At 45.4% G+C, this 22,210-nt stretch carries 18 protein-coding genes and 1 pseudogene; 11 read left to right on the plus strand and 8 right to left on the minus strand.

The features are described from left to right. Positions 1–87 precede the first annotated feature (87 nt). On the minus strand, positions 88–2,241 hold the full coding sequence (locus tag RIN81_RS10790; RefSeq protein ID WP_309090040.1) for a DNA topoisomerase III: 2,154 nt from the start codon (positions 2,239–2,241) through the stop codon (positions 88–90). A gap of 137 nt (positions 2,242–2,378) precedes the next feature. Between RIN81_RS10790 and RIN81_RS10795 the strand changes: the two genes are divergently transcribed. The 5 genes from RIN81_RS10795 (at position 2,379) to RIN81_RS10815 (ending at position 7,709) form a co-directional block, all read left to right on the plus strand. After that, complete coding sequence (locus RIN81_RS10795; RefSeq protein WP_309090042.1) at positions 2,379–3,083, plus strand: TspO/MBR family protein; 705 nt, start codon at positions 2,379–2,381, stop codon at positions 3,081–3,083. A gap of 33 nt (positions 3,084–3,116) precedes the next feature. After that, positions 3,117–5,294, plus strand: coding sequence for a GDYXXLXY domain-containing protein (locus RIN81_RS10800; RefSeq protein WP_309090044.1), 2,178 nt, complete (start codon positions 3,117–3,119; stop codon positions 5,292–5,294). 662 nt (positions 5,295–5,956) lie between these two features. Continuing rightward, positions 5,957–6,364, plus strand: coding sequence for a C40 family peptidase (locus RIN81_RS10805; RefSeq protein ID WP_375164535.1), 408 nt, complete (start codon positions 5,957–5,959; stop codon positions 6,362–6,364). Between the two features lie 654 nt (positions 6,365–7,018). Continuing rightward, positions 7,019–7,432, plus strand: a complete 414-nt coding sequence (locus RIN81_RS10810; RefSeq protein WP_309090048.1) for a methyl-accepting chemotaxis protein — start codon at positions 7,019–7,021, stop codon at positions 7,430–7,432. After that, entirely contained in the window at positions 7,425–7,709 is a 285-nt protein-coding gene (locus RIN81_RS10815; protein ID WP_309090050.1) for a hypothetical protein, read from the plus strand. Before RIN81_RS10810 ends, RIN81_RS10815 begins: the two co-directional genes overlap by 8 nt. Here the strand turns inward: RIN81_RS10815 and RIN81_RS10820 are convergent. Then, positions 7,698–9,008: a hemolysin family protein gene (locus RIN81_RS10820; RefSeq protein ID WP_309090052.1), complete on the minus strand. Its 1,311-nt coding sequence runs from the start codon at positions 9,006–9,008 to the stop codon at positions 7,698–7,700. The two genes, RIN81_RS10815 and RIN81_RS10820, sit on opposite strands and share 12 nt — an antisense overlap. Before the next feature lie 136 nt (positions 9,009–9,144). Further along, positions 9,145–10,179 (minus strand): STAS domain-containing protein, encoded by a 1,035-nt coding sequence (locus tag RIN81_RS10825; RefSeq protein WP_309090054.1) that lies wholly within the window; start codon positions 10,177–10,179, stop codon positions 9,145–9,147. Positions 10,180–10,303: 124 nt separating this feature from the next. On the opposite strand from RIN81_RS10825, the gene RIN81_RS10830 reads away from it, so the two are divergent. Both RIN81_RS10830 and RIN81_RS10835 read left to right on the plus strand, forming a co-directional pair. Continuing rightward, a complete protein-coding gene (locus RIN81_RS10830; protein ID WP_309090056.1) occupies positions 10,304–11,860 on the plus strand; it encodes an ABC-F family ATP-binding cassette domain-containing protein in 1,557 nt (518 codons plus the stop codon). Beyond that, positions 11,860–12,525: a Dph6-related ATP pyrophosphatase gene (locus RIN81_RS10835; RefSeq protein ID WP_309090058.1), complete on the plus strand. Its 666-nt coding sequence runs from the start codon at positions 11,860–11,862 to the stop codon at positions 12,523–12,525. The genes RIN81_RS10830 and RIN81_RS10835 overlap by 1 nt, the downstream gene beginning before the upstream one ends. Positions 12,526–12,591: 66 nt before the next feature. Here the strand turns inward: RIN81_RS10835 and RIN81_RS10840 are convergent, their stop codons facing one another. After that, on the minus strand, positions 12,592–13,764 hold the full coding sequence (locus RIN81_RS10840; RefSeq protein WP_309090060.1) for a DEAD/DEAH box helicase: 1,173 nt from the start codon (positions 13,762–13,764) through the stop codon (positions 12,592–12,594). 106 nt (positions 13,765–13,870) lie between these two features. Between RIN81_RS10840 and RIN81_RS10845 the strand changes: the two genes are divergently transcribed. Continuing rightward, complete coding sequence (locus RIN81_RS10845; protein ID WP_375164532.1) at positions 13,871–14,071, plus strand: hypothetical protein; 201 nt, start codon at positions 13,871–13,873, stop codon at positions 14,069–14,071. Between the two features lie 27 nt (positions 14,072–14,098). Here RIN81_RS10845 and RIN81_RS10850 read toward each other — a convergent pair whose 3' ends face one another. Then, entirely contained in the window at positions 14,099–14,725 is a 627-nt protein-coding gene (locus tag RIN81_RS10850; protein WP_309090064.1) for a DNA-3-methyladenine glycosylase, read from the minus strand. Next, complete coding sequence (locus tag RIN81_RS10855; protein ID WP_309090066.1) at positions 14,679–15,914, minus strand: DUF2254 domain-containing protein; 1,236 nt, start codon at positions 15,912–15,914, stop codon at positions 14,679–14,681. The genes RIN81_RS10850 and RIN81_RS10855 overlap by 47 nt, the downstream gene beginning before the upstream one ends. A gap of 117 nt (positions 15,915–16,031) precedes the next feature. Between RIN81_RS10855 and RIN81_RS10860 the strand changes: the two genes are divergently transcribed. The 3 genes from RIN81_RS10860 to RIN81_RS10870 all read left to right on the plus strand — a co-directional run bounded on the left by RIN81_RS10860 (position 16,032) and on the right by RIN81_RS10870 (position 19,674). Next, positions 16,032–16,361, plus strand: a complete 330-nt coding sequence (locus RIN81_RS10860) for a DUF948 domain-containing protein (protein ID WP_050181857.1) — start codon at positions 16,032–16,034, stop codon at positions 16,359–16,361. A gap of 152 nt (positions 16,362–16,513) precedes the next feature. After that, entirely contained in the window at positions 16,514–17,944 is a 1,431-nt protein-coding gene (gene putP / locus RIN81_RS10865) for a sodium/proline symporter PutP (RefSeq protein WP_375164536.1), read from the plus strand. Between the two features lie 77 nt (positions 17,945–18,021). Further along, complete coding sequence (locus RIN81_RS10870) at positions 18,022–19,674, plus strand: glutamine--tRNA ligase/YqeY domain fusion protein (protein ID WP_309090070.1); 1,653 nt, start codon at positions 18,022–18,024, stop codon at positions 19,672–19,674. Between the two features lie 374 nt (positions 19,675–20,048). On the opposite strand, the pseudogene RIN81_RS10875 reads toward RIN81_RS10870, so the two are convergent. Continuing rightward, positions 20,049–21,506: pseudogene (locus RIN81_RS10875) on the minus strand (alpha-amylase); the annotation flags it as partial. A gap of 122 nt (positions 21,507–21,628) precedes the next feature. Beyond that, positions 21,629–22,087 carry an N-acetyltransferase gene (locus RIN81_RS10880; RefSeq protein ID WP_251272073.1) on the minus strand — a complete coding sequence of 153 codons (459 nt, stop codon included), beginning with the start codon at positions 22,085–22,087 and terminating at the stop codon, positions 21,629–21,631. Positions 22,088–22,210: the final 123 nt, after the last annotated feature.

The raw sequence follows: 22,210 nt of genomic DNA on the forward strand, positions 1-22,210 counted from the left end.
TCTGAAATCATTATAGACACCTTTTTCAGAAAAAAACAACCGTCCCAAATCATTATTCTAAAATAATAATAAGGAACGGTTGTTTGATTATAGTTTTAAGTTTTTCAGTGCATCTGCCAGCGCCGTATTCACCGGTTCATCCTGGTTTTGTTTTTTCAGGTACTGATTCACATCACGCTTTGTTGCCGCACCCTTGCCACTTTTTTGCTTTCTTTTTTCGAATGCAGACAGCTTCTCCCGGTGGCCGCATTTGCATACAAACAAGCGGCCTTCTCCTTCGCCCCGCATTTCCATTTTCTTGTGGCAGTTCGGGCAGCGGGCGTTTGTTACACGGGCAACCTGCTTGCGGTAGCCGCATTCGCGGTCCTGACACACGTGCATTTTACCCTTTTTCCCGTTCACTTCAAGCAGCAGCTTGCCGCATTCAGGGCATTGCTTGCCGGTCACATTATCATGCTTGAACTTCGCATCGCTGTTTTTAATTTCATTTGTTACGCTTTTTGCATAAGTGCGGATTTCCGCCATAAACGCCTCAAATTTCAGCTTTCCTTTCGCGATTTTCTCAAGCTTTTGCTCCCAGTCCCCTGTCAGTGCGGGCGTCTGCAGGTCTTTAGGAACAAGATCAAGCAACTGCTTTCCTTTAGAAGTCACACGGATGTTTTGCCCCTGCTTTTCAATTAAAAACGTATTAAACAGCTTATCAATTACATCTGCGCGAGTCGCTACCGTTCCAAGCCCGCCTGTTTCGGTTAATGTTTTCTTCACGTCCTGGTCTACATTCATCACCTTCGACGGATTTTCCATAGCGGATAAAAGAGTGCCTTCATTAAAAAACGGCGGCGGCGTTGTTTCCCCTTCTGTCGGGATCAGCTTGCTTACCGGCAGCTGCTGATTTTTCTCAACAGCCGGCAGTGATGGCTCCGCGTCTTCGTCCTGGCCATATACTTCCTTCCAGCCGGCAGACTTGACCACGTTGCCTTTAACGGTAAATATTTCTCCGCCAATGCTGGCTTCAATGACCGTCTGCTCGTACTCATATGGCGGGAGAAGCGCAGCTAAAAAACGCTTTACGATCAAATCGTAAATTTTCCGCTCTTTGTCGCTCAGCTCATTGAGTATTGGCGGCTGTTCGGTTGGCACGATGGCATGGTGATCGCTTACTTTTGCATCGTTTATAACCGATTTGCCCGGCTGAATGCTACGGCGCAGCACTTTTGCCGCAAATGGTGTATACGGACGCACTTCTACTGCTTCCACCCGCTCTTTTAAGGTAGACACCATATCCTGCGGGAGGTAGCGTGAGTCTGTACGCGGATACGTAACAAGCTTGTGGCGCTCATACAAATTTTGCATGGCATTCAGCGTTTCTTTCGCTGAGTAGCCAAACAGCTTATGCGCGTCACGCTGCAGTTCTGTTAAATCATACAGCTCTGGGGCATATGATTTTTTCGCTGTTTTTTTCACATTCGTAATCACTGCCTTGGCGCCTTCGATTGCTTCTATCCGTTCATCACGCTTTTCCTTTGAAAATGTCCGGCTGTTTCCTTTTGCATCCTGCCACGTCAGTTTCATGCCGCCTGCAGATGCCTGGATGCCATAGTAGCTCTTCGGCTGGAAATTCTTGATCTCCTCTTCCCGTTTGGCAATGATGGCAAGCGTTGGCGTTTGAACACGTCCGCATGACAGCTGCGCATTGTACTTCGTTGTCAAAGCACGCGTCGCGTTGATCCCGACAAGCCAGTCTGCTTCTGCCCGGGCAACGGCAGATCGATACAGGTTCTCGTATTCGCGGCCGTCGCGAAGTTTTTGAAACCCTTCCTTGATCGCTTTATCCGTGACAGATGAAATCCATAAACGCTTCACCGGCTTTTTCGCATGGGCTTTGTCGATAATCCAGCGTGCAACCAGCTCTCCTTCACGTCCTGCATCGGTCGCAATAACGATGGTCGAGACATCTTTTCGCAGAAGCTGTGCTTTTACCGCATGAAACTGCTTGCTCGTCTGGCGGATCACCACGGTTTTCAACGTATTTGGCATAAGCGGCAGGTCCGCTATGTTCCACGTTTTATATTGATCGCCGTAGCCCTCCGGATCCGCATGTGTTACAAGGTGGCCAAGCGCCCATGTGACAATATATTGATTTCCTTCTAAAAATCCGTTCCCTTTTTTGCTGCATCCTAGAACGCGGGCAATATCACGGGCAACGGATGGTTTCTCTGCAAGTACAACGGTTTTGCTCATATAACCATCCTTCCTATTGGTGCACTGTTTCTATTATATCACACACTTAAAAATTATTCTGAAATAGCAACCAGAAAAAGGACAAGAGTTAGCGCATATAAGTAAAAGGGAAAAGAACGAAAAAAGGAGGCGATTTTGTGCGAATTTTTTGGCTTAATTTAATTGGCTTTCTTGTCGTTGTGGCCGTAAACAGCCTGGCAAACGCTATCCCCCTTAATAGACAGACGACCAGCGAGATTTCCGACAGAATAAACGTTCTTTTCACACCGGCCGGCTATGTATTTTCGATTTGGGGATTCATTTATTTCTTACTGCTTATTTGGCTGCTTCGGGGCTTCAAACCATCTCATATTGATCGGAAGATTCATGTGCCCTTTTTATTCAGCTGTGCCTTTAATGCAACATGGATTTTTCTTTGGCACTATGAGTTTTTTGTACTTAGTACATTGGTGATCATCGCCCTGCTCGTTTCACTTATCATCATTTACTCACGCATAGAAAGGGAACACTTTTCTTTTTGGGACCGGTTTCCATTTTCAGTTTATCTCGGCTGGGTCAGCGTGGCTGTAATGGCTAATATAAGCTATACGTTAACGTATTATGAATGGAACGGCTTTGGCCTTTCAGCTGCCATCTGGACGATTCTTCTGATTCTTTTAGCTTCTGTACTGGCTGTGACGTTCCGCTTTGCACACCGGGACCCCGTATATCCGCTTGTGTTTGTTTGGGCCTTCTCTGGCATCGCAGTCCGAAACTGGACAGATGAGCCTTTTATCGCCTTTACAGCCGTCGGAGCCGCTTTAATTGTTTTTCTCTCTTCTCTCTTCTCCCGCAAAAAATAGTATACTGAAAGAAAAAGAAGAGGAGGATTACCCATGTTTGCGCAAAAAAAAGGCGACATTCCTTATTTACTTGGCCTCATTTTTTTCTTTGCTGCCATTATTTATTTTTTCGCCGCCAACTGGCCCGGGCTTGACCGTCCGGTGAAAATCGGTTTAAGCATATCGATTTTGCTTCTTTGTGCCATACTGGCTTTTTTATACCGCAGAAGCCGCACATTTGCGTATCTTGGCAACTGGTGGCTGCTGCTGTCGGTTGTTGCGTTTGCGGTCGCCGCCGCGCTCATTGGCCAGATGTATAATTCACATGCGGATTCATACATGCTATTTTTCGTTACTCTGATCCCTGCCGTTCTCCTGGCCGCCTTTACCCGTTATCGGCCGCTGTACTGGCTCGCATTTTTACTGTTTGAGCTCACCTTCTGGCTGAAGCTGTATCCAACCGGTGCCTTTATTACCTACACAGATGGTGAGCAGCTGCTCATTTATTTAGGGGCCATTCTTTTGCACGGAGCGATTTATGTTTTCTGGCGCAAACTCCAGGAAGAAAAGCTTTCGTTTATATCTCTGGTTATCATGCAGGGGTGCGCGGTTTATTTGCTCGATACGCATATGCTTTATGATACGCTTGCAGGCAATATGGATTACCGTGCCGTTTTTCTGCTGCTTCATGCTGCGTATATTGTATTTATTGTTTTGTTTTGGAGAGCGTTTATCGGCTCACAAAAAAGCCATCCATTTGAATTAGGCGTTCACCTTTTGTTTTTCGGGTTATACGTGGTTCCAAATATGTTTTACATGACTTACCAGCTGCTTGGAGAATTTATTTTTTACACAGGTTTTCCGATGCTGCTTTTGCTTTTTGCTTTTAGTATTATCGGCCTTCGAAAAATTGCCTCTTCCGGCAGCATGCATGATCATAAATGGAGACGGTATACGATTACTTTTTTCACAGGAGCCCTGGCATTCATCGGCACACTGATTGCCGTGTTTTCTCTGAGCTCGTTTGTCGGCATGCTTTTCGGGTTCAGCGGAAACTTTTCGCTCAGCTTTCTCGTTCTCGCCCTTCTTTGCACGGCTGCAGGCCTGACTGTAAAAAAAGAATCGTGGCTGGTGGTCCGTCTCACACTTCAAATTACCGGACTTATCTTTTTGTTTTCTTATCTCGTGTCCGAATGGGATCGTACCTGGACAGCTTTTCTCCTTGCGGTTCCGCTCGTACTGCTGACTGTACTGCTTTTTAAACGAAATGAATCCATTCTTTATTATATATCAGCGAACGCTGTGCTTCTGTATGGCATTTTACGCCTGCTGACAGAAAATGATGTATCGCTTTCTGTCAGCACCTGGGTGTTATTCTCGGCTGCTGCAGGAAATGCGGTCGTGTTTCTTTCTTTTAAAGAGCAGCCTGTCGGCATGGCTGGTTTTTGGCTGTCCATTCTCTTTATGCTTTACTCGCTGACTGAAAAAGGCTGGGATTCTCTTTTTCTTCATGCCGTGTTTCTTTTATATATTTTCTGGCACCTTTTTAAGCCTGCTTCGGAAAGAAGGCTGTACCGCTGGCCGGTCTGGGCAGCTTTTATCGCCTTTTTTATCTGGAAATACTATGAGTACGCCTGGCTGCTTTTGCACAAGTCGCTTTCTTTTTTACTGATCAGCCTGCTGTTTTTCGTCCTTTGGTTCATCTGGGGAAGAAAACACACCGTCCCGGTTCCTGTCAAAAAATGGAGCGCCGGCCTGTTTGCAGTGGTGCTTGTACTTCAAGCTGCCTTTTTAATCACGACTGCCTGGCAGAAAGAACAGCTACTTCAAAAAGGAGAAGTGGCTGCGCTGGAGCTTGCTCCTGTGGACCCGCGCTCCCTTATGCAAGGAGACTATGTTCAGCTTGGCTACACCATCGGTACAGTGTACATCGATCAATTTTATAACAGCTCCACAGCTCCTCCGGAAGGAAAAATCAATGTGTCCTTAAAACCTACTTCAGAGTTTATATCTTATAACGGAAAACAGATTCCAGTCTATCAAGCAGAAGCGTTTACGCACCAGCAGCCAGACGGCCTGTTTATAAAAGGTTCCGGGCGATATGGCATATTAACCCTCGGTATTGAGCATTTCTTTATCCCTGAAAATACAGGAACAAAGTGGGAACAAAAAACACATGCGATTATCCGCATCGCTGAAAATGGAGATGCCTTTTTAGAAACCATTCGCTAAAAAACAGCCCGATTTCTTTCGTGCTGTGAGACTGTAGACAATTTATATGGATGACCGTGCACACGAATGGGATGGATCGGCGGCGTCCAGGCAGCTCCGCTTTCCATGGGGGCAGGCGCTGAGCCCACAGGAGTCTGCGCCGCCTTCCCGCCGCCAAGTGGCTTGCGACAAGATTGTAGATTGTACAGAGCGAATAAGGTCGTATCTTTCTGTTTAAAAAAGAGAAAAGGTCTATTCAGTCCTTGCTTATGGATCTGCACAACACTAGTGAAGCCTGGCGGACGAAGACTCCTGCGGGAAGTACAGTGAGTCGTGAGACCCCGCAGGCGCAGCCGAGGAGGCTCCCGCACTGCCCGTGGAACGCGAAGTCCGGCAGGCTTCACTTATCGGCTCTCATACAAACAGCTTACACTGCTTGGGTACAAAAAAATGAAAAGATATCCCGAAAACAGCTATACCCCTCTGTATTCCGACTATCCAACTTCTTTCAGGCTACTTTTGTCATGAAACTGTAATATGAAATACATAGAACTGTAACTCATTGTCCGGAATTTTCTGATATATTTACATCAACTTACATGTAACCGTTTAGCAGCGGCCATCAGACCGGAGGGACTAGCGTGAAAAAAGGATTATGGATCTTCCTTAGCATTTGTTTCATCATGTTCGGCGGCCTTTTGCCCGCTCAGCAAACAAATGCAGCTTACAACGCCAAGGCGGCAATCGCTGAAGCAAAGGAACATATGGGCACACCTTATCAATTTGGCGGTACAACACCGGCAGGCTTTGACTGCTCGGGATTTATCCAATACGTGCATAAACAAACCGGCTATTCACTGCCGCGTACAGCAGCCGATATGTACAAAAAAGGACAAGCTGTTTCTAAAGCCAACATGAAGCCAGGCGACCTTATGTTTTTTACAACGTACAAAAAAGGTGCTTCTCACGTAGGCATTTACCTTGGCAATAATCAATTTATTCATGCTTCCTCCTCAAAAGGAGTTACGGTTGATCAAACGTCTAACTCTTATTGGAGCAAGCGGTATATCGGTTCTAAAACACTAGATTAATAGCTCAAACGCCCGTCGTTGCTCCTATCAGCGGCGGGCGTTTTTTCGTTTTGAAAATGCACAAAAGACAGACTTCTATCATGATACTTATGACACACACAAGAAAACAGTTATGCTATAAGGAGGCTCACGGTTATGAAAAGAACGATTACATGGCAGCTTGGCGTTATCATTCATTATCGGCATTATTATCGCAATGCTCATGATCACTTCTGTTACTACTTATAAAAAAGCTTACGACAAATTATATGAAGCTGCCGGAATTGAAGCATATAGCTGTGCCAATATTACAACCGGCCTGATTACAGAAGACACCATACGTGCCGTCCTAAAGGCAGCAGCTCAAGCTCTCGGCACTCAGTTAAACTGAACTACTGGCCATAAAGCTATACTTTGAAACACAATATATTGTTGATCAAATCAGAACCCTTTTGGCGCTGGACGATCATTTAAAGGACCAAGGCTTTAACGTTGGAGACTCTTTTATATTGATGAGGAAGCGATATCCACACTGATCCAAGCAGGTCATCCTACCTACTCTAAAGTGTATGAGTACGGAGGCATGAGCCGCTTGTCAGGCTATGAATCTATTTATGAGAATGGGGAAATTGCGGCTGTCAGCGTAACATTGTATCCGAGCGGACGTGGGATGTTGTGAAAAACGGTATTTTAATCAGCTCGATTCCGATAGCTCTCGCTTCTATTGTTACCGTATGGTTAATTCGCCGCAAAACAAAACCAATCTCCGCTTTGATTGACCAGGCAAAAGAAATAGCTGATGGCAACCTTTCTGTTGTAAACAAGTATGATAAGACGCAGGATGAAATTGGTGATTTAGCCCGTACGCTAAATGGAATGGCCGCCAATTTCGGAAATGTAATGGGGACGTTAAAAGAAACAGCCGAGCAGTTAGCGCAAAATTCAACCCATACAGCCGAGTCTTTAACGGAAATGAAAATATCTGTGCAGCAAGTGTCTGCCAGCATGGGAGAGGTTGCTTCTTCCGTATCAGATTACTGCCCAGGCACTGACCGGCATACACGAGGCAGTTTCACAAACCATGCATGAAATCGGCGGAGTATCCCGGCTGACTCATAAAGAAGCGGTCAATTCTGCACGGGTTGTCGAACTAATCAGCCAGCTGGCCGCTACCATCCGTGAGATTGAAGACCGGACGGTAGACATATCAGCCGCCGCGCAGCAAACTCCCTCTGCCAATGACTCCGTGGCGGACCGGTCTGTTCAAACAAGCTTAGTGGCTGGAAAATTAAACGGCATTGTCGCTCTATTCCACCTTTTAAAAAAGAGTCTGCGAAAATTTCGCAGACTCTTTTTATTCAGCTGATGCTGATTCGGCTTCCATCGGCTTGGACTTTTTCACTTCAATCGCATGAATATGGTGACCTTCCGCATCGCGGATAATGAATTCATAGCCATCCTGCTCAATCGAATCACCAAGCTTAACATCGATGTTTTCAGTGAGCGCCCAGCCGCCGAGCGTATCTACTTCCTCATCAGAAAGCTCTGTGCCTAACAGGTCATTTACCTCTGAAATAAGCAGGCGCGCATTTAATAAATAATGCTTTTCACCAAGCTTTTGCACATCCGGTTTTTCATCGGTATCAAATTCATCCCGGATTTCTCCAACGATTTCTTCCAAAATGTCCTCAACTGTTACAAGCCCTGATGTACCGCCATATTCATCCATAAGCACAGCCATGTGAATACGCTCTTTTTGCATTTTTAAAAGCAGGTCGTGAATCGGAATGGTCTCAATCACGCGAATCACCGGCTTCACAAATTCTTCGAGCGGCCGGCTCCGATCGCTGTTCCGGTTTAAATAATACGAAAGCAGCTCCTTCATATTTACCATGCCGAGAATATTATCCTTATCACCATCATCCACCGGATACCTCGTATACTTTTCCAGTTCAATGATGGAGGTAATTTCATCCCACTTTAAGTCCTTCGACAGCGTAACCATATCGGTACGCGGCACCATAATTTCTTTTGCGACACGCTCGTCAAACTCAAAGATACGGTCTACATACTTGTACTCTGATTGATTAATCTCTCCGCTTTTAAAGCTTTCTGATAAAATGATCCGCAGCTCTTCTTCTGAATGGGCCATTTCATGCTCGGACGCAGGCTTTAGTCCGAAAATACCGACAAGTCCGCGCGCAGAGCCATTCAATGCTTTAATGAAAGGATACATGATTTTATCGAAAATAATAATGAGCGGTGAAAACTTTAATGTTACCCATTCCGCTTTTTGAATCGCAACGGTCTTTGGCGCAAGCTCTCCGACAACAACGTGCAGAAATGTAACCACCGCAAACGCAATAATAAAAGACAGAATGCTTGCAGCGGATGGAGCAACCTCGAAATGTTCGAATACCGGATGTAGTATAGCTTCTACCGTTGGTTCACCGAGCCACCCAAGTCCAAGAGCAGTAATAGTGATGCCAAGCTGGCAGGCGGATAAATATTCATCGAGGTTCGACGTTACTTTTTTCGCTGCCATCGCCCGCTTGTTTCCTTCTTCAACAAGCTGATTGATGCGTGACTGGCGCACACGAATAATAGCAAATTCAGTTGCTACAAAAAATCCGGTTAATACAATGAGTAACGCAAATGATACCAATTTAACAGCAATACCTATATCTATCAATATTCGGAAAAAGCAGTCTGACTGCTTTTTCCTCTCACCTCCTAGGGTAAAAAAGTAAGTTTTTCTGTACCCATGTTTTCTCCTATCATACCAAATGGCAAAGGATTTCTTATAATGATTCGTCTTCTTTTTTCACGATTTTCATGCCTTCCAGCGCAATTGCATAATGAATCGCATGTTTTAGCGTAGCAAAGCACTTTAAGTCGTTTAAATAAATGCCTTTTGAAGCCATCTCCATCCCCAGTTCCGGTGAAATGCCGGCGACAATCGGCACTGCGCCGATCAACTGAATGGATTGTGTCACTTTTTCAAGTGTGCTTAAAATCAAATTGTTCATTGCTTTAATGCCGGTAACGTCCAGAATCAGCATATTCGCTTTGTGCTCCACGATGGCCTGAAGCGCTTTTTCCGTAAAATCATCTGACCGCTCTTGATCAAAACGCCCCATCACCGGCGTAACCAAAATGCCGTCAAGAACCGGAATAATTGGCGATGACAGCTCGCGGATCAGCTTGCGCAGCTCAATCGTCCGGTTTTCAACCATCGCTTCAAGCTGGGTGATTGTCTGCTGCTCCCGTGTTTGAATATGCTCGCGCACGTTTTCCGACGGTGTTTTTGAAGATGAAAACAATTCAATTTCTTTATATGACTTTTCCTCGTCCGCCTCATACTCCGTTACTTTGTACCAAATTTTTTCCCCGATCAATCCGCTCAGTACGCCAGCCCAATGTCCTCCAAGAAATGTGCCCGCACCCTCTTTCCCCTGCGCCTGCACGACCTTGCTTTCCCAGTCATTGCGAATAGACAAAACCGCTCGGCGCTCTGCTAAGCACAGCCGCTTGAATTCTGTCGCTCCCCAGCCGGCCGATGCGTACATATTGGGCAGGAGCTCCAGCGTTTTTTCCACGCTCCATTTTTCTTTATAAAAACGGCTGACGATTTTTCCCGTCCGGTATCCTGCGGTTTCCATCACAACCCGGGCGGATTCTGCACCTGTTACTTCCTCAATCGTATCAATGAACGTTTTCAGCGCTGTTTTTGTCCAAAAAAGGACTACATCCGCTCCTTCAAACTGAAACAGCCCTTCTGCCCGGTCCCATTGAAGGCTCGTTCCATTGATTTCGAATTGCTGCTTTTCCTGCATCCATAATCCCTCCCGTGGTTTCTCATACAGTCATTTTACAATGAGTACCCGCCGTTTAACAGTTTTCTCCCGTTTTTTTCGGAAAATGATATAATGATCAAAAAGAAACAAGGAGTTTATATAGATGAGTATTTTATCAGTCAGCCGCTTGAGCCATGGCTTCGGCGACCGTGCTATTTTTAATGATGTGTCATTTCGTCTCCTAAAGGGCGAGCATATTGGTCTTGTTGGGGCAAACGGCGAAGGAAAATCGACTTTTATGAATATTATTACTGGAACGCTGCAGCCGGATGAAGGAAAAGTAGAATGGGCTAAAAATGTCCGTGTCGGCTATCTTGACCAGCACGCGGTATTGAAGCAGGGCATGACCATTCGCGATGTACTCCGTACAGCGTTTCAATATTTATTTGATATTGAAACAAAAATGAACGAATTGTTCGGGCAAATGGCGGATGTTACGCCGGAAGAGCTGGAGAAGCTTCTTGAAGAAACAGGTACGATGCAGGACTTGCTGACGAACAATGACTTTTACGTGATTGATGCCAAAATTGAAGAAACAGCACGCGGGCTCGGGCTTGATGATATCGGCCTTGATCGTGATGTACATGACTTGAGCGGCGGACAGCGGACAAAAGTACTGCTGGCCAAATTACTGCTTGAAAAGCCAGAAATTCTGCTGCTGGATGAGCCGACCAATTACCTGGATGAACAGCATATTGAATGGCTGAAGCGTTACCTGCAGGAATATGAAAATGCGTTTGTCCTTATTTCACATGATATTCCATTCTTAAACAGTGTGGTCAACTTGATTTATCATATGGAAAACCAAGAGCTGAACCGCTACGCCGGCACATACGAAGACTTTATGAAAGTGTATGAAATGAAAAAACAGCAGCTTGAAGCGGCTTATAAAAAGCAGCAGCAGGAAATTTCCGACTTGAAAGACTTTGTAGCCCGTAATAAAGCGCGCGTTTCCACACGGAACATGGCGATGTCACGCCAGAAAAAGCTTGATAAAATGGATGTCATTGAGCTTGCCGCAGAGCGTCCAAAGCCGGAGTTCCGCTTTAAAGAAGGCCGGACACCGAGCAAGCTGATTTTTGAAGCGCGCGACCTGGTGATTGGATACGGTGAGCCTCTTTCACGCCCGCTGAATCTGCGCATGGAACGCGGACAAAAAATCGCCCTGACCGGTGCGAACGGCATCGGGAAAACCACTCTGTTAAAAAGCCTGCTTGGTGAAATCAAGCCGGTTTCGGGTACAGTTGAACGCGGTGAAAATCTGCTGATTGGCTACTTCCAACAGGAAATGAAAACTGATAAGGGTAATACGTGTATTGAAGAGCTTTGGACGGAATTTCCGTCATTTACCCAGTACGAAATTCGGGCGGCACTGGCCAAATGCGGTTTAACAACCAAGCATATTGAAAGCAAAGTGTCCGTTTTGAGTGGTGGGGAGAAAGCAAAAGTCCGCCTGTGCAAGCTAATTAACCAGGAATCGAATATTTTGGTGCTAGATGAGCCAACCAACCATTTGGATGTGGATGCAAAAGATGAATTAAAACGGGCTTTAAAAGACTATAAAGGCAGCGTTCTGCTTATTTCCCACGAGCCTGAGTTTTACCGGGATGTTGTCACTGATATTTGGAACGGTGAATCCTGGACGACAAAGGTGTTTTAATGGGAACGCCAAAGCGAATTGCCCTGTCGTGGAGCGGCGGCAAAGACTGCATGATGGTTTTTCATATGTTAAAAAAACAGCCAGTCGATATTGCCTGCCTCGTCACTACAGTGCCGATTGAAACGGGACGCACATTCGGGCACGATGAGAAAATGGAGCTGATTGAAGCGCAGAGCAAAGCGCTTGGCGTTCCGGTTCACTTTATTCGATGCCGCTATGACCACTACACAGAGGACTTTATCCGTGACTTGCACGAGCTGAAAGAGTCGTTTCAGCTGGACGGGGTTGCATACGGGGACATTTATACAGACGCTCATTTTGAATGGGGAGAAAATACAGCGGCCGCTGCAGGGCTGCCCGCTCTTTTCCCTCTTCGTGCCGGGCCGGATCAAGCTTCCCGCATGCTAGAAGAATTTATTGATACACAATATAAAGCATTCATTATCCGTACTCGTAAAGGCGTGATCAGCCCAGACTTTCTCGGCCGGACACTCGATGCCTCTTTTGCGGCGGATATCGCGCAGACGGACTGCTGTCCGATGGGTGAAAAAGGTGAATTTCATACGTTTGTTTATGATGGACCGCTTTTTCAACACCCTATTTCGTTCCGCACTGGGGACGTTTTGGAGTCAGATGCTTCATTCCGCCTGGAGCTATTTTTATAAAAAAGGAGACAGCTGCAGCTGTCTCCTTTTTCTTGTCCGTACTTTGTCCGGATTTGTTTCCCGGCTTCAATTATTTTTTTCGCTCCGGGCCGGCTTGCTTTTTACCGGTAATGCTTTCCCTTTGAAAAATTCATATTTTTCGAGCTCTACGCCCATTTGGCGCGCCATTTTTTTCAGCTCTTTTTCTTGAAATTCACTTGTAATCAACGTGATGACTGTACCGTCCTCACCAGCACGTCCTGTACGGCCTGAACGGTGTGTGTACTCACGCACATTGTGGGGTGCCTCAAAGTGCAGCACATGGGTCAGCCCTTTCACATCGAGTCCGCGTGCGGCTACATCTGTTGCAAACAGAAGCGGTGCTTTGCCGTTTCGGAAATCCCGGATGGCTTTCACACGCTCTTCTTTGCGAAGCTCACTATGCAGCACCGCATTTTTAAGTCCTTTGTACGCCAGCTTCTCTGACATCACATTGACATCCGTAATGTCTTTGATAAAAGCGAGCATCCGCTCAGGCTGAAATACGCGCATGACCTTTTCGATCATTTGCTGCTTTTCTTTCCACGCGCAGGTAAAATAAAGGTGGCGCACCGTTCCTTCCTTAGGCAGGCTTCCTTTTTCGATGTGGACGGTTTCCGGATCCTTCATCAGCTCTTTCGCTTTCTCTTCAGCCGCAGCGGGCAGCGTAGCCGAAAACAGAGCAAGCTGGCGGTCCTTTTGTGTAGCTTTGATAATCGCTTGAACCGGCTCAAAAAGGGCAGTTGTAAATAGCTCATCCCCTTCATCCAGCACGATAAATTTCACTTCATGCATTTTTAATTTTTTCATTTGAATGAGTTCCAGAAGCCGTCCAGGTGTTCCGCAGACGATATGAGGCGGTTTTTTCAGCCGGTCCGTCTGCCGTTTAATGTTTGCGCCGCCAATCATGCCGGCAGATGTAATCACACCGCCGCCGAATGTGCGGATTTCTTCCTGTATTTGCATAATCAGCTCACGCGATGACGCCATGACGATCGCTTGAACTTGATTGCGCTTCGGGTCAATTTTCTCCAGCATCGGTAAAACATAAGCCAGCGTTTTTCCCGTTCCGGTCGGTGATTCAGCAATCACGTCACGTCCATTCAATAAAAGTGGAATGGCTTCTTCCTGAACGGGCATAGCCTGCTTAAAACCGGCCTTCTCCCATGATTCTTGTAAAAATGGCTGCAGTGATGATAAAAAAGCGGGTTGTGTTGACATAAAAGCTCCTTCATTGTTTTTTGTTTATTATCCATTTTTTTCTCATGTTTAACAATGACAAAATAAGGTTACAGTACAGAAAACGATTTCTTAGGAGATGAATCGAATGAATAAAAAGCTTGATCAAGGCAAAATGGACAATCCAGAGCAAATCGACACCGAAAACGAAAGCCTGTATGATAAATTTGAAGAAGAACAAAACGTAGATGCGATTCCACTTGAAGATTTGAAAATGGAACAGCGAGAAGAAAAGGACAAGCATAAAACAAAAGACTCTTCCTCAAGCCAAGAAAAATATCCGGATTAAAAGCAGCGGCCATCTTGCCGCTGCTTTTTATCTGGAAACGTACGGATTGCCTTCCACCCAAAAACGCCACGGATAATCCTTTGCTTCTCCGCTATTTGGAATGCCGATTCTGGGGCCGACGGCGATTTTTTCCGGTGTGAAGCCGTGGGCAATAAACAGAGGCGGCTCATCAAAACGACGCCCATAATCGATCATATGAATGCCAAGTGCTTTTGTCAGCTTGCCGGGACCGCTCGTTAAATTTTTCATCGGCATTTCTCCCCGCCGTTGGATCATTAAATCGACCCCATCGTACGGTTCCACTGCCCGGATCAATACAGCTTCCGGCAGTCCTTCTTCCCCGCTCACCACATTCACTAGACAATGTGTGTGCATCAAATAGGTATACACGCGCCCAGGCTCCGCAAACATCACTTCTGTACGCTTTGTTCTTCTATTATTATAGCTGTGCGCTGCACGGTCTAATGGACCCCGGTATGCCTCTGTTTCCACAATAAAGCCTGAAGCTGTGCCTTCTTCTGTTTCCTTCACAAGAAGGCAGCCGAGTAAATTGCGGGCCAGAGACAGCGTCGGTCCATGAAAAAACGCGTCACTAACCGGCTTATAGCTATAGCTGTTTGAACCGTTCTGTAATGTTTTGCCGGTCTGCTTCATTTAAAATATCCTCCTCTACTTTCGCCCGGACATAGCTGCCGAAATCGCGCACCTTTTTTTGAATGGCCGGGGTATTGTTATCCGAAATCATGTCTAATGCATCAAATACAGCCAAAAGGACAGACACGCGATCCCGCCCCGAATAACAAATTTCATAAAACGTTTCATATAAAATCTTTTCAAACGGACGTCGAGGGATGATTACTCTGTCTTCAAAAACAGTGTATTTTCCATCGAGGCGGCTTGCTTCATCAAGTGCCATCCCAATATGGCGGATGCCGTCAATTGCTGTATTCGGATCGTTCGCTCCCGGAGCCAGGGCCCGCAGCGTAATTTCAGCGAGCTTTTGAACGGCAAACTCCACATCCTGTACCGGCGTCCGTTCTTCACCGACTTTTACGTAATCGCGCACATCCCGATGAAACGAACGAGAGCGGTACATCTTAACGAGAGGCGTTTTTTTCGTTACAAAAGTTCCGATTGGTTCCAGCAATTCGATTACACAATCGTGTTTTTTCGCCGTCTCTAAAAGCTTTTCCCATTCATATAATTGAATGTAGCCTTTTTTACCGGAGATCAGCATTTCCGGTTCTCCCTCTGGCACAGGCGGATGCTCATCCACCCGGCTGCCTGCAACCTCCACTTTTTCAATGGTTTCCACTGCATCATCTGCCAGCCGGTCAATTAATTTGGTTACTTGAATAGAATCGGCCACATGCTGCAAGAAATGAGCAAAAAAACCGAGACAGACAAGCGCAATGCATACTCCCACTGCAGCAGAAATAACCGGGTCATCTGCATTTACTTCGCGGATAAACAGCAGGGAAAACATGGAGTAAACAAACCCGCCCATAAATATACCGAGAACCCGAAGCGTGACTTTATCATGAATAAAGTTTTGTAAAATACGCGGTGAAAATTGTCCTGAATAAGTGGTTAATACAACCATTAGTGTAGAAAAAGTAATCGAGGTCATCGTTAATAGAGAGCCTGCAATAGAGCCGAGAATGGTCTCAGACAAAGAAGTGCTGGTTAAAAGCCGGTCCGGCACCCACCTTTTGAGCTCTGCGTAATGCGAAATATCCATCCAAACCACTAAACTGGCCAAAAGGAGAGCGCCGATGCTGTAAATTCCCGGTACAATCCAAATATGGCGTGATAAATTTAATCTCGTCCGTTCCTTTATCATCAAACCACCTCTCTCTTCTTTTTTCCGTTTTGACTGTTTTCCAAAACATTTTCTGTTACTTTTCTGTTCGTTCCGGGTACAGTAAAGATAAGCATTGAATTTCAGGAGGTTATGTTTATGGAATGGATTGGCTGGATTAGTCTCGCTATTTTTGTGGCCGCGCTTATCTATCTTGCCGTTTCAGCGGTTAAAGCATTTAAATCGATCAAACCAAAAGTCGATCATTTAAAAGCAGCACAGCAGCGTATTCAAACAGAAACGGATAAAATCAAAGGCGAAACAGATGAACTAAAAGTTCATCAAGAACACATTATGGCGGATGTTGATCATGCAAAACAAGCGGTTACATTAACCGTAAATGAAGCAAAACAAATTCCACAAAACGCCAAATTTTTTGCCAAAACAGCGGTCGACCCAATAAAAAATAAAAAAACTGCTAAGGCTTAAGGTGATAGGAATGAAAGGCTTTTCGGATATGTGCCGAAGAGCCTCTTTTTTTTTACATTTTCATTTAGTTCGTTATAATGGTTACCGTTACGCAAAAAACAAGAAAGGATGTTTGAATGAGTTTTTGGCTGTTATTTTCAATTGGTATTTACATGGCCGGCATGTTGCTGATCGGGTGGTTAGCGTATCGAAAAACGTCTAACTTAACCGACTACATGCTTGGAGGCCGTGGGTTAGGTCCTGCTGTTACGGCGCTTTCTGCCGGTGCATCAGACATGAGCAGCTGGCTCCTGATGGGACTGCCGGGTGCCATTTATGTATCGGGTGTTAGTTCAGCATGGATTGTATTTGGATTAACTTTTGGAGCTTGGGCAAACTGGCTTTATGTAGCACCTCGGCTTCGCGTTTACACAGAAGTAGCAAATGACTCCATCACTATTCCCGGTTATCTGGAAAGCCGCTTTGATGACCGTAAAAAAGTGCTGCGTCTCGTATCGGGCATTGTCATCTTAGTTTTCTTTACGTTTTACGTGTCCTCTGGTATGGTATCCGGCGGCGTATTGTTTAATACAACGTTTGGACTTGATTATCATGCAGGACTTCTGCTTGTGACGGGAATTGTTGTGGCTTATACATTGTTCGGCGGCTTTCTTGCAGTGAGCTGGACTGATTTTGTACAGGGAATTATTATGGTTTTGGCACTTGTTCTTGTACCGATTGTGGCGCTTATCGAAATTGGCGGACTTGGTATAGCTGTATCAGAAGTACGATCTATTGATCCGAAAATACTGGATATTTTCCAGGGACAAAGTGTGTTAGGCATTGTTTCATTGATTGCATGGGGACTAGGCTACTTCGGGCAGCCGCACATCATCGTCCGTTTCATGGCGATCACGTCCAGAAAAGATGTGAAAACAGCGCGCCGGATCGGCATGAGCTGGATGATTTTCTCTATCGTTGGAGCAATGTTTACCGGTTTCCTTGGCATCGCGTATTACTCGATGAACAGTCTTACGATCGGTGATCCGGAAACGATTTTCATTAAACTAGGTGGAATTTTATTCCATCCATTTATTACAGGCTTTATTCTGTCCGCTATTTTAGCGGCCGTTATGAGTACGATTTCTTCGCAGCTTCTCGTCACATCGAGTTCGCTCGTGGAAGACCTGTACAAAACGTTTTTACGCCGTGATGCGTCCGATAAAGAGCTGGTATTTCTTGGACGTGCCGCTGTACTGGTCGTTTCTGTTATCGCGCTTGCGCTTGGCTGGGAGAAAAATGATACGATCTTAGGGCTTGTCAGCTATGCTTGGGCCGGGTTTGGTGCTGCGTTTGGACCGGCAATTCTGCTCAGTTTGTACTGGAAGCGAATGACGAAATGGGGCGCACTCGCCGGAATGCTCGTTGGAGCCGTAACCGTCATCCTCTGGGCGGAAGTCTCTGCACTGGCAGACTTCCTTTACGAATTAATTCCAGGATTCGTTCTTTCTCTTTTAGTGATTATCCTCGTTAGTCTGCTGACAAAAACAGAGGGTAAAACGGAAGAACGATTCAACGAATTTACCGCGAAAATGAAAGAATAAGGTCCAGCTCTTTCTTTCGTGCGGTCAGTGAAATATAATAGGCATACATGACCTTAACAGAGAAAGGCTGGATTCACTTGGAACAATCATCTAACTTTATTCGCACGATCATCAAACAGGATCTGGAATCAGGCAAACGGGATTATGTTATCACCCGTTTCCCGCCTGAGCCGAACGGCTATCTGCATATTGGCCACGCGAAATCGATCGTCATCAACTTCGGGCTTGCTGACGATTTTGGCGGCAAAACGAATTTGCGTTTTGACGATACAAACCCATTAAAAGAAGATCAGGAATATGTGGATTCAATCAAAGAAGACGTTGCCTGGCTTGGCTATGAGTGGGATGAACTTCGCTATGCATCCGATTATTTTGACGAAATGTACGCACGCGCTGTGCTACTAATTAAAAAAGAGCTCGCTTACGTGGACGACCTGTCTGCTGACGAAATCCGTGAATACCGCGGTACACTTACAGAGCCAGGGAAAGAAAGCCCGTACCGCACTCGGACTGTAGAAGAAAATCTTGATTTGTTCGAACGGATGAAAAACGGCGAATTTGCAGACGGAACAAAAGTGCTTCGGGCAAAAATCGATATGGCTTCCCCTAATTTAAATTTGCGTGATCCCGTTTTATACCGTGTTTCTCATGCGTCCCATCACAATACGGGCGATAAATGGTGCATTTATCCAATGTATGATTTTGCGCATCCGCTTGAAGACGCGATTGAAGGCGTGACACACTCTCTTTGTACAACGGAATTCGAAGACCACCGTCCTCTTTATGAATGGGTAGTCCGTGAATGTGAAATGGATATGCAGCCACAGCAAATCGAATTTGGCCGTCTAGGCCTTACCAATACGGTGATGAGTAAGCGGAAATTAAAACAGCTTGTGGACGAAAAGCATGTAGACGGCTGGGATGACCCGCGCCTTCCGACCATTTCCGGCATGCGCCGCCGTGGCTTTACAGCAGAAGCAATTCGCGAATTTGTGAAAGAAACAGGCGTATCGAAAAACTCTGGTGTGGTGGATTCTGCTATGCTTGACCACTTTGTCCGTGAAGACCTGAAGCTGAAAGCACCTCGGACAATGGGTGTACTCCGTCCATTAAAACTTGTCATTACCAATTATCCGGAAGGCCAGGTTGAATGGCTGGATGCGGAAATCAATCCGGAAAATCCAGAAATGGGTATGCGGAAAATTCCGTTTTCACGTGAGATCTATATCGAGCAGGAAGACTTTATGGAAGAACCGCCGAAAAAATATTTCCGCCTCTTCCCAGGCAATGAAGTTCGCTTGAAACACGCTTACTTTGTTAAATGCGAAGACTTCATTAAAGATGAGAACGGCAATGTAGTTGAGATTCACTGCACGTACGATCCACGCACAAAAAGCGGTTCTGACTTTAATGAACGGAAAGTAAAAGGAACGATTCACTGGGTAGATGCAAAACACGCAGTACCTGCTGAATTCCGCTTGTATGAGCCGCTCATTATGGACAGCGAAGAAGGCGAGGATACAGAAGGCAAAACGTTCCTCGATTATGTTAATAAAAACTCGCTTGAAACATTAAGCGGATTTATTGAGCCAAACTTGAAAGATGTAGATGTACAGGAAAAACTACAGTTTTTCCGCCACGGCTACTTTAACGTAGATCCGAAGCACTCCGAGCCTGACAAGCCAGTCTTTAACCGGATTGTCTCTTTAAAAAGCTCATTTAGATTGTAATGGCAAAAAACCCGCCGTCACTCAAGACGGCGGGTTTTTCTTTATTTTTTTTTATTTTTCTTTGCTGTTTTTTTACTTCTTTTGCCTGGTTGTTCTGTTTTCGCTATCCCCTCGTTCCATGGCTTTTCCCGTGCCAGCTCTTCTTTGATTTCCTTTTTAGCTTCTTCTATCGCTTCTTCTTCAATTTCAGCTTTTACTTCCTGCTTAATTTCCTGTTCGACTTCTTCCTTCACTTCTTGTTTCATTTTTTGTTCGACTTCTTCTTTTAATTCCTGTTTGATTTCCTGCTTAATTTCTTGTTTTACTTCCTCCATGAAGTCCTGTAACAGTTCGTTTTTTCGGTTCTCTTTATGATCCGGTTCTTCTACATCTGTTTCCGGAAGCGCCCAAACGGCAACAGAACCCGGATTGACCAGGAATGTGGCACAGCCGTCTTTACCTATTTCGATAATCTCATCACGGGAATTCAGCATATCTACCCACTTTTCGCCGGCTCTTTCTTCTCCGACAAACATATGCTTTTCTCCACCTTCTTCGCTGTTATTAATGACAACCGCACAGCCGGAGCGCTCAATTTCTTTTACGCCGCGCCGCACCCAGCCGATTGTATTCGGGTGGTCAAAGTAATCTTCCTGATCGCCATATGCTTTATGTAGGCGGCAGTATAAAAGCGGGTCAATTGCTTCTTTTTTCCCTTCTATTGGATGTTCGCCACTAATTCCATAATAATCACCATAAAAAACGCACGGATAACCATCATGCCGAAGCAGCGTCAGCGCATACGCACTTTGCTTGAACCAGTCTGCCAGAAAGGACTCAAGCGATTCTCCCGGCTGCGTATCGTGATTATCAACGAACGTTACGGCGTTTTGCGGATAATTTTGTACAACCGTGCCATCGAAAATTTTTGATAAATCATATTTCGCCCCTTCCTGGGAGGCCGTAAATAAATTGTATTTTAAGGGCACATCAAACAAATGAATCCGGCCGCCTGTTGCTTCAATCATATGAGCGCATGATTCGAGATCAGGCACCCAGAATTCACCGACAAAGAAGAAATCCCCATCATGCTCCTCTTCTACTTCTTTCGTAAATTGATCAATAAACTTGTAATCAATATGCTTGATCGCGTCAAGCCGGTATCCGTCACAATTTAATTCTTCTGCCAGCCATTTTCCCCACTTAATCATTTCTTCCCGCACAGCTGGATGTCGGTAGTCAATGTTGGCGAACATTAAATAATCATAATTGCCGAATTCGTCATCTACATTTTCATTCCACTTTTTATATTCGCCTTCAATTCGGAAAATACCGGTCCGATCCTCTTTAGCATCATAATCAGTGCCATTAAAATGATCAAATGTCCAAATAAAATCAGAGTACTTTCCTTTTCGTCCAGGGAATGTAAATTTGGTCCATCCTTCAATATCAAACGGCGCTTTTGAAATTACTTTTTTGCGATCAAGCTCGTCCACTTCCACAACTGCAAACGTTTCGGTTTCATCCGCTCCCGCCTTGTGGTTCATCACCACATCAACGTAAACATGAATACCGGCTTCATGGCATGCTTTAATCGCTTGCTGTAATTCCTCTTTTGTGCCGTACTTTGTTGGAATGGTTCCTTTTTGATCAAACTCGCCAAGATCAAATAAATCGTACACGCCGTATCCCTGGTCCTCGGCCGACTGTCCTTTCGTAACCGGCGGAACCCATACGGCACCGATGCCTGCTTCCTTTAATTCTTTTGCCCGCTCGGCAAGCCTTTTCCAATGATTTTGGTCGGCCGGCAAATGCCACTCAAAAAACTGCATCATTGTACGATTTCGCTCCATCTTCATCTCTCCTGTCTTCCTCTTGTGAAAAACTGTATAAACTCTTTATACCCAATTTGCAGAGAAAATGATCAGATTGACAAAAATAAATCGGCTGCCTTATACAAGGCAGCCGATGGTCGTTAAGCTGTTTGAATCGCCATCGCAATTTCATCACAGCTCGGAAATTTCGGGCAGTGCACACAATCCGTCCAGACTTTCTGCGGCATCTCTGTTTTTGAAATAATTTCAAATCCGCATTTTTCAAAAAAGGCGACTTGATACGTTAAGGAAATCAGCTTTGGAATCCCAATTAATTCAGTTTCTTCTATAATGCGCTTGACGAGCATCTTTCCAATGCCCCGTCCTTTTGCGCTGTCTTTCACCGCAAGCGAACGAACCTCAGCGAGATCGTGACCAAGTATCGCAAGGCTTGCGAGACCAAGAATCTCTCCATCTTCTTCTGCAACAGAAATCGATTGCAAATTTAGAATGAGCGAGTCTTTCGTTCGTGGCAGCATCAGCCCTTCTTTTGCATAATGATTCACAAGTTCAAATATTTGCTCCACGTCACCCAGCACGGCTTTGCGCACTTTAATCATGATATCTCACCCTTCCCGCTTCTCTTTTATCCTTTTATCTTACTTGATTCCGTAAAGATGTCAATACTATATATTCATTTAGTTTGAATAATTATTCAAATACTCTTCGCGTTCTCCCTTGTT

It is taken from the genome of Domibacillus sp., assembly GCF_031181085.1.
In the GTDB taxonomy this organism is placed as follows: domain Bacteria; phylum Bacillota; class Bacilli; order Bacillales; family Domibacillaceae; genus Domibacillus.

What these genes read in the sequence shown, in the direction of transcription:
- RIN81_RS10790 (WP_309090040.1), bottom strand. Translation starts at nt 2,241, where the DNA reads ATGAGCAAAACCGTTGTACTTGCAGAGAAACCATCCGTTGCCCGTGAT.
- RIN81_RS10800 (WP_309090044.1), top strand. Translation starts at nt 3,117, where the DNA reads ATGTTTGCGCAAAAAAAAGGCGACATTCCTTATTTACTTGGCCTCATT.
- RIN81_RS10805 (WP_375164535.1), top strand. Translation starts at nt 5,957, where the DNA reads ATGTTCGGCGGCCTTTTGCCCGCTCAGCAAACAAATGCAGCTTACAAC.
- RIN81_RS10815 (WP_309090050.1), top strand. Translation starts at nt 7,425, where the DNA reads ATGCATGAAATCGGCGGAGTATCCCGGCTGACTCATAAAGAAGCGGTC.
- RIN81_RS10825 (WP_309090054.1), bottom strand. Translation starts at nt 10,179, where the DNA reads ATGCAGGAAAAGCAGCAATTCGAAATCAATGGAACGAGCCTTCAATGG.
- RIN81_RS10830 (WP_309090056.1), top strand. Translation starts at nt 10,304, where the DNA reads ATGAGTATTTTATCAGTCAGCCGCTTGAGCCATGGCTTCGGCGACCGT.
- RIN81_RS10835 (WP_309090058.1), top strand. Translation starts at nt 11,860, where the DNA reads ATGGGAACGCCAAAGCGAATTGCCCTGTCGTGGAGCGGCGGCAAAGAC.
- RIN81_RS10840 (WP_309090060.1), bottom strand. Translation starts at nt 13,764, where the DNA reads ATGTCAACACAACCCGCTTTTTTATCATCACTGCAGCCATTTTTACAA.
- RIN81_RS10845 (WP_375164532.1), top strand. Translation starts at nt 13,871, where the DNA reads ATGAATAAAAAGCTTGATCAAGGCAAAATGGACAATCCAGAGCAAATC.
- RIN81_RS10850 (WP_309090064.1), bottom strand. Translation starts at nt 14,725, where the DNA reads ATGAAGCAGACCGGCAAAACATTACAGAACGGTTCAAACAGCTATAGC.
- RIN81_RS10855 (WP_309090066.1), bottom strand. Translation starts at nt 15,914, where the DNA reads ATGATAAAGGAACGGACGAGATTAAATTTATCACGCCATATTTGGATT.
- RIN81_RS10860 (WP_050181857.1), top strand. Translation starts at nt 16,032, where the DNA reads ATGGAATGGATTGGCTGGATTAGTCTCGCTATTTTTGTGGCCGCGCTT.
- putP (WP_375164536.1), top strand. Translation starts at nt 16,514, where the DNA reads ATGGCCGGCATGTTGCTGATCGGGTGGTTAGCGTATCGAAAAACGTCT.
- RIN81_RS10880 (WP_251272073.1), bottom strand. Translation starts at nt 22,087, where the DNA reads ATGATTAAAGTGCGCAAAGCCGTGCTGGGTGACGTGGAGCAAATATTT.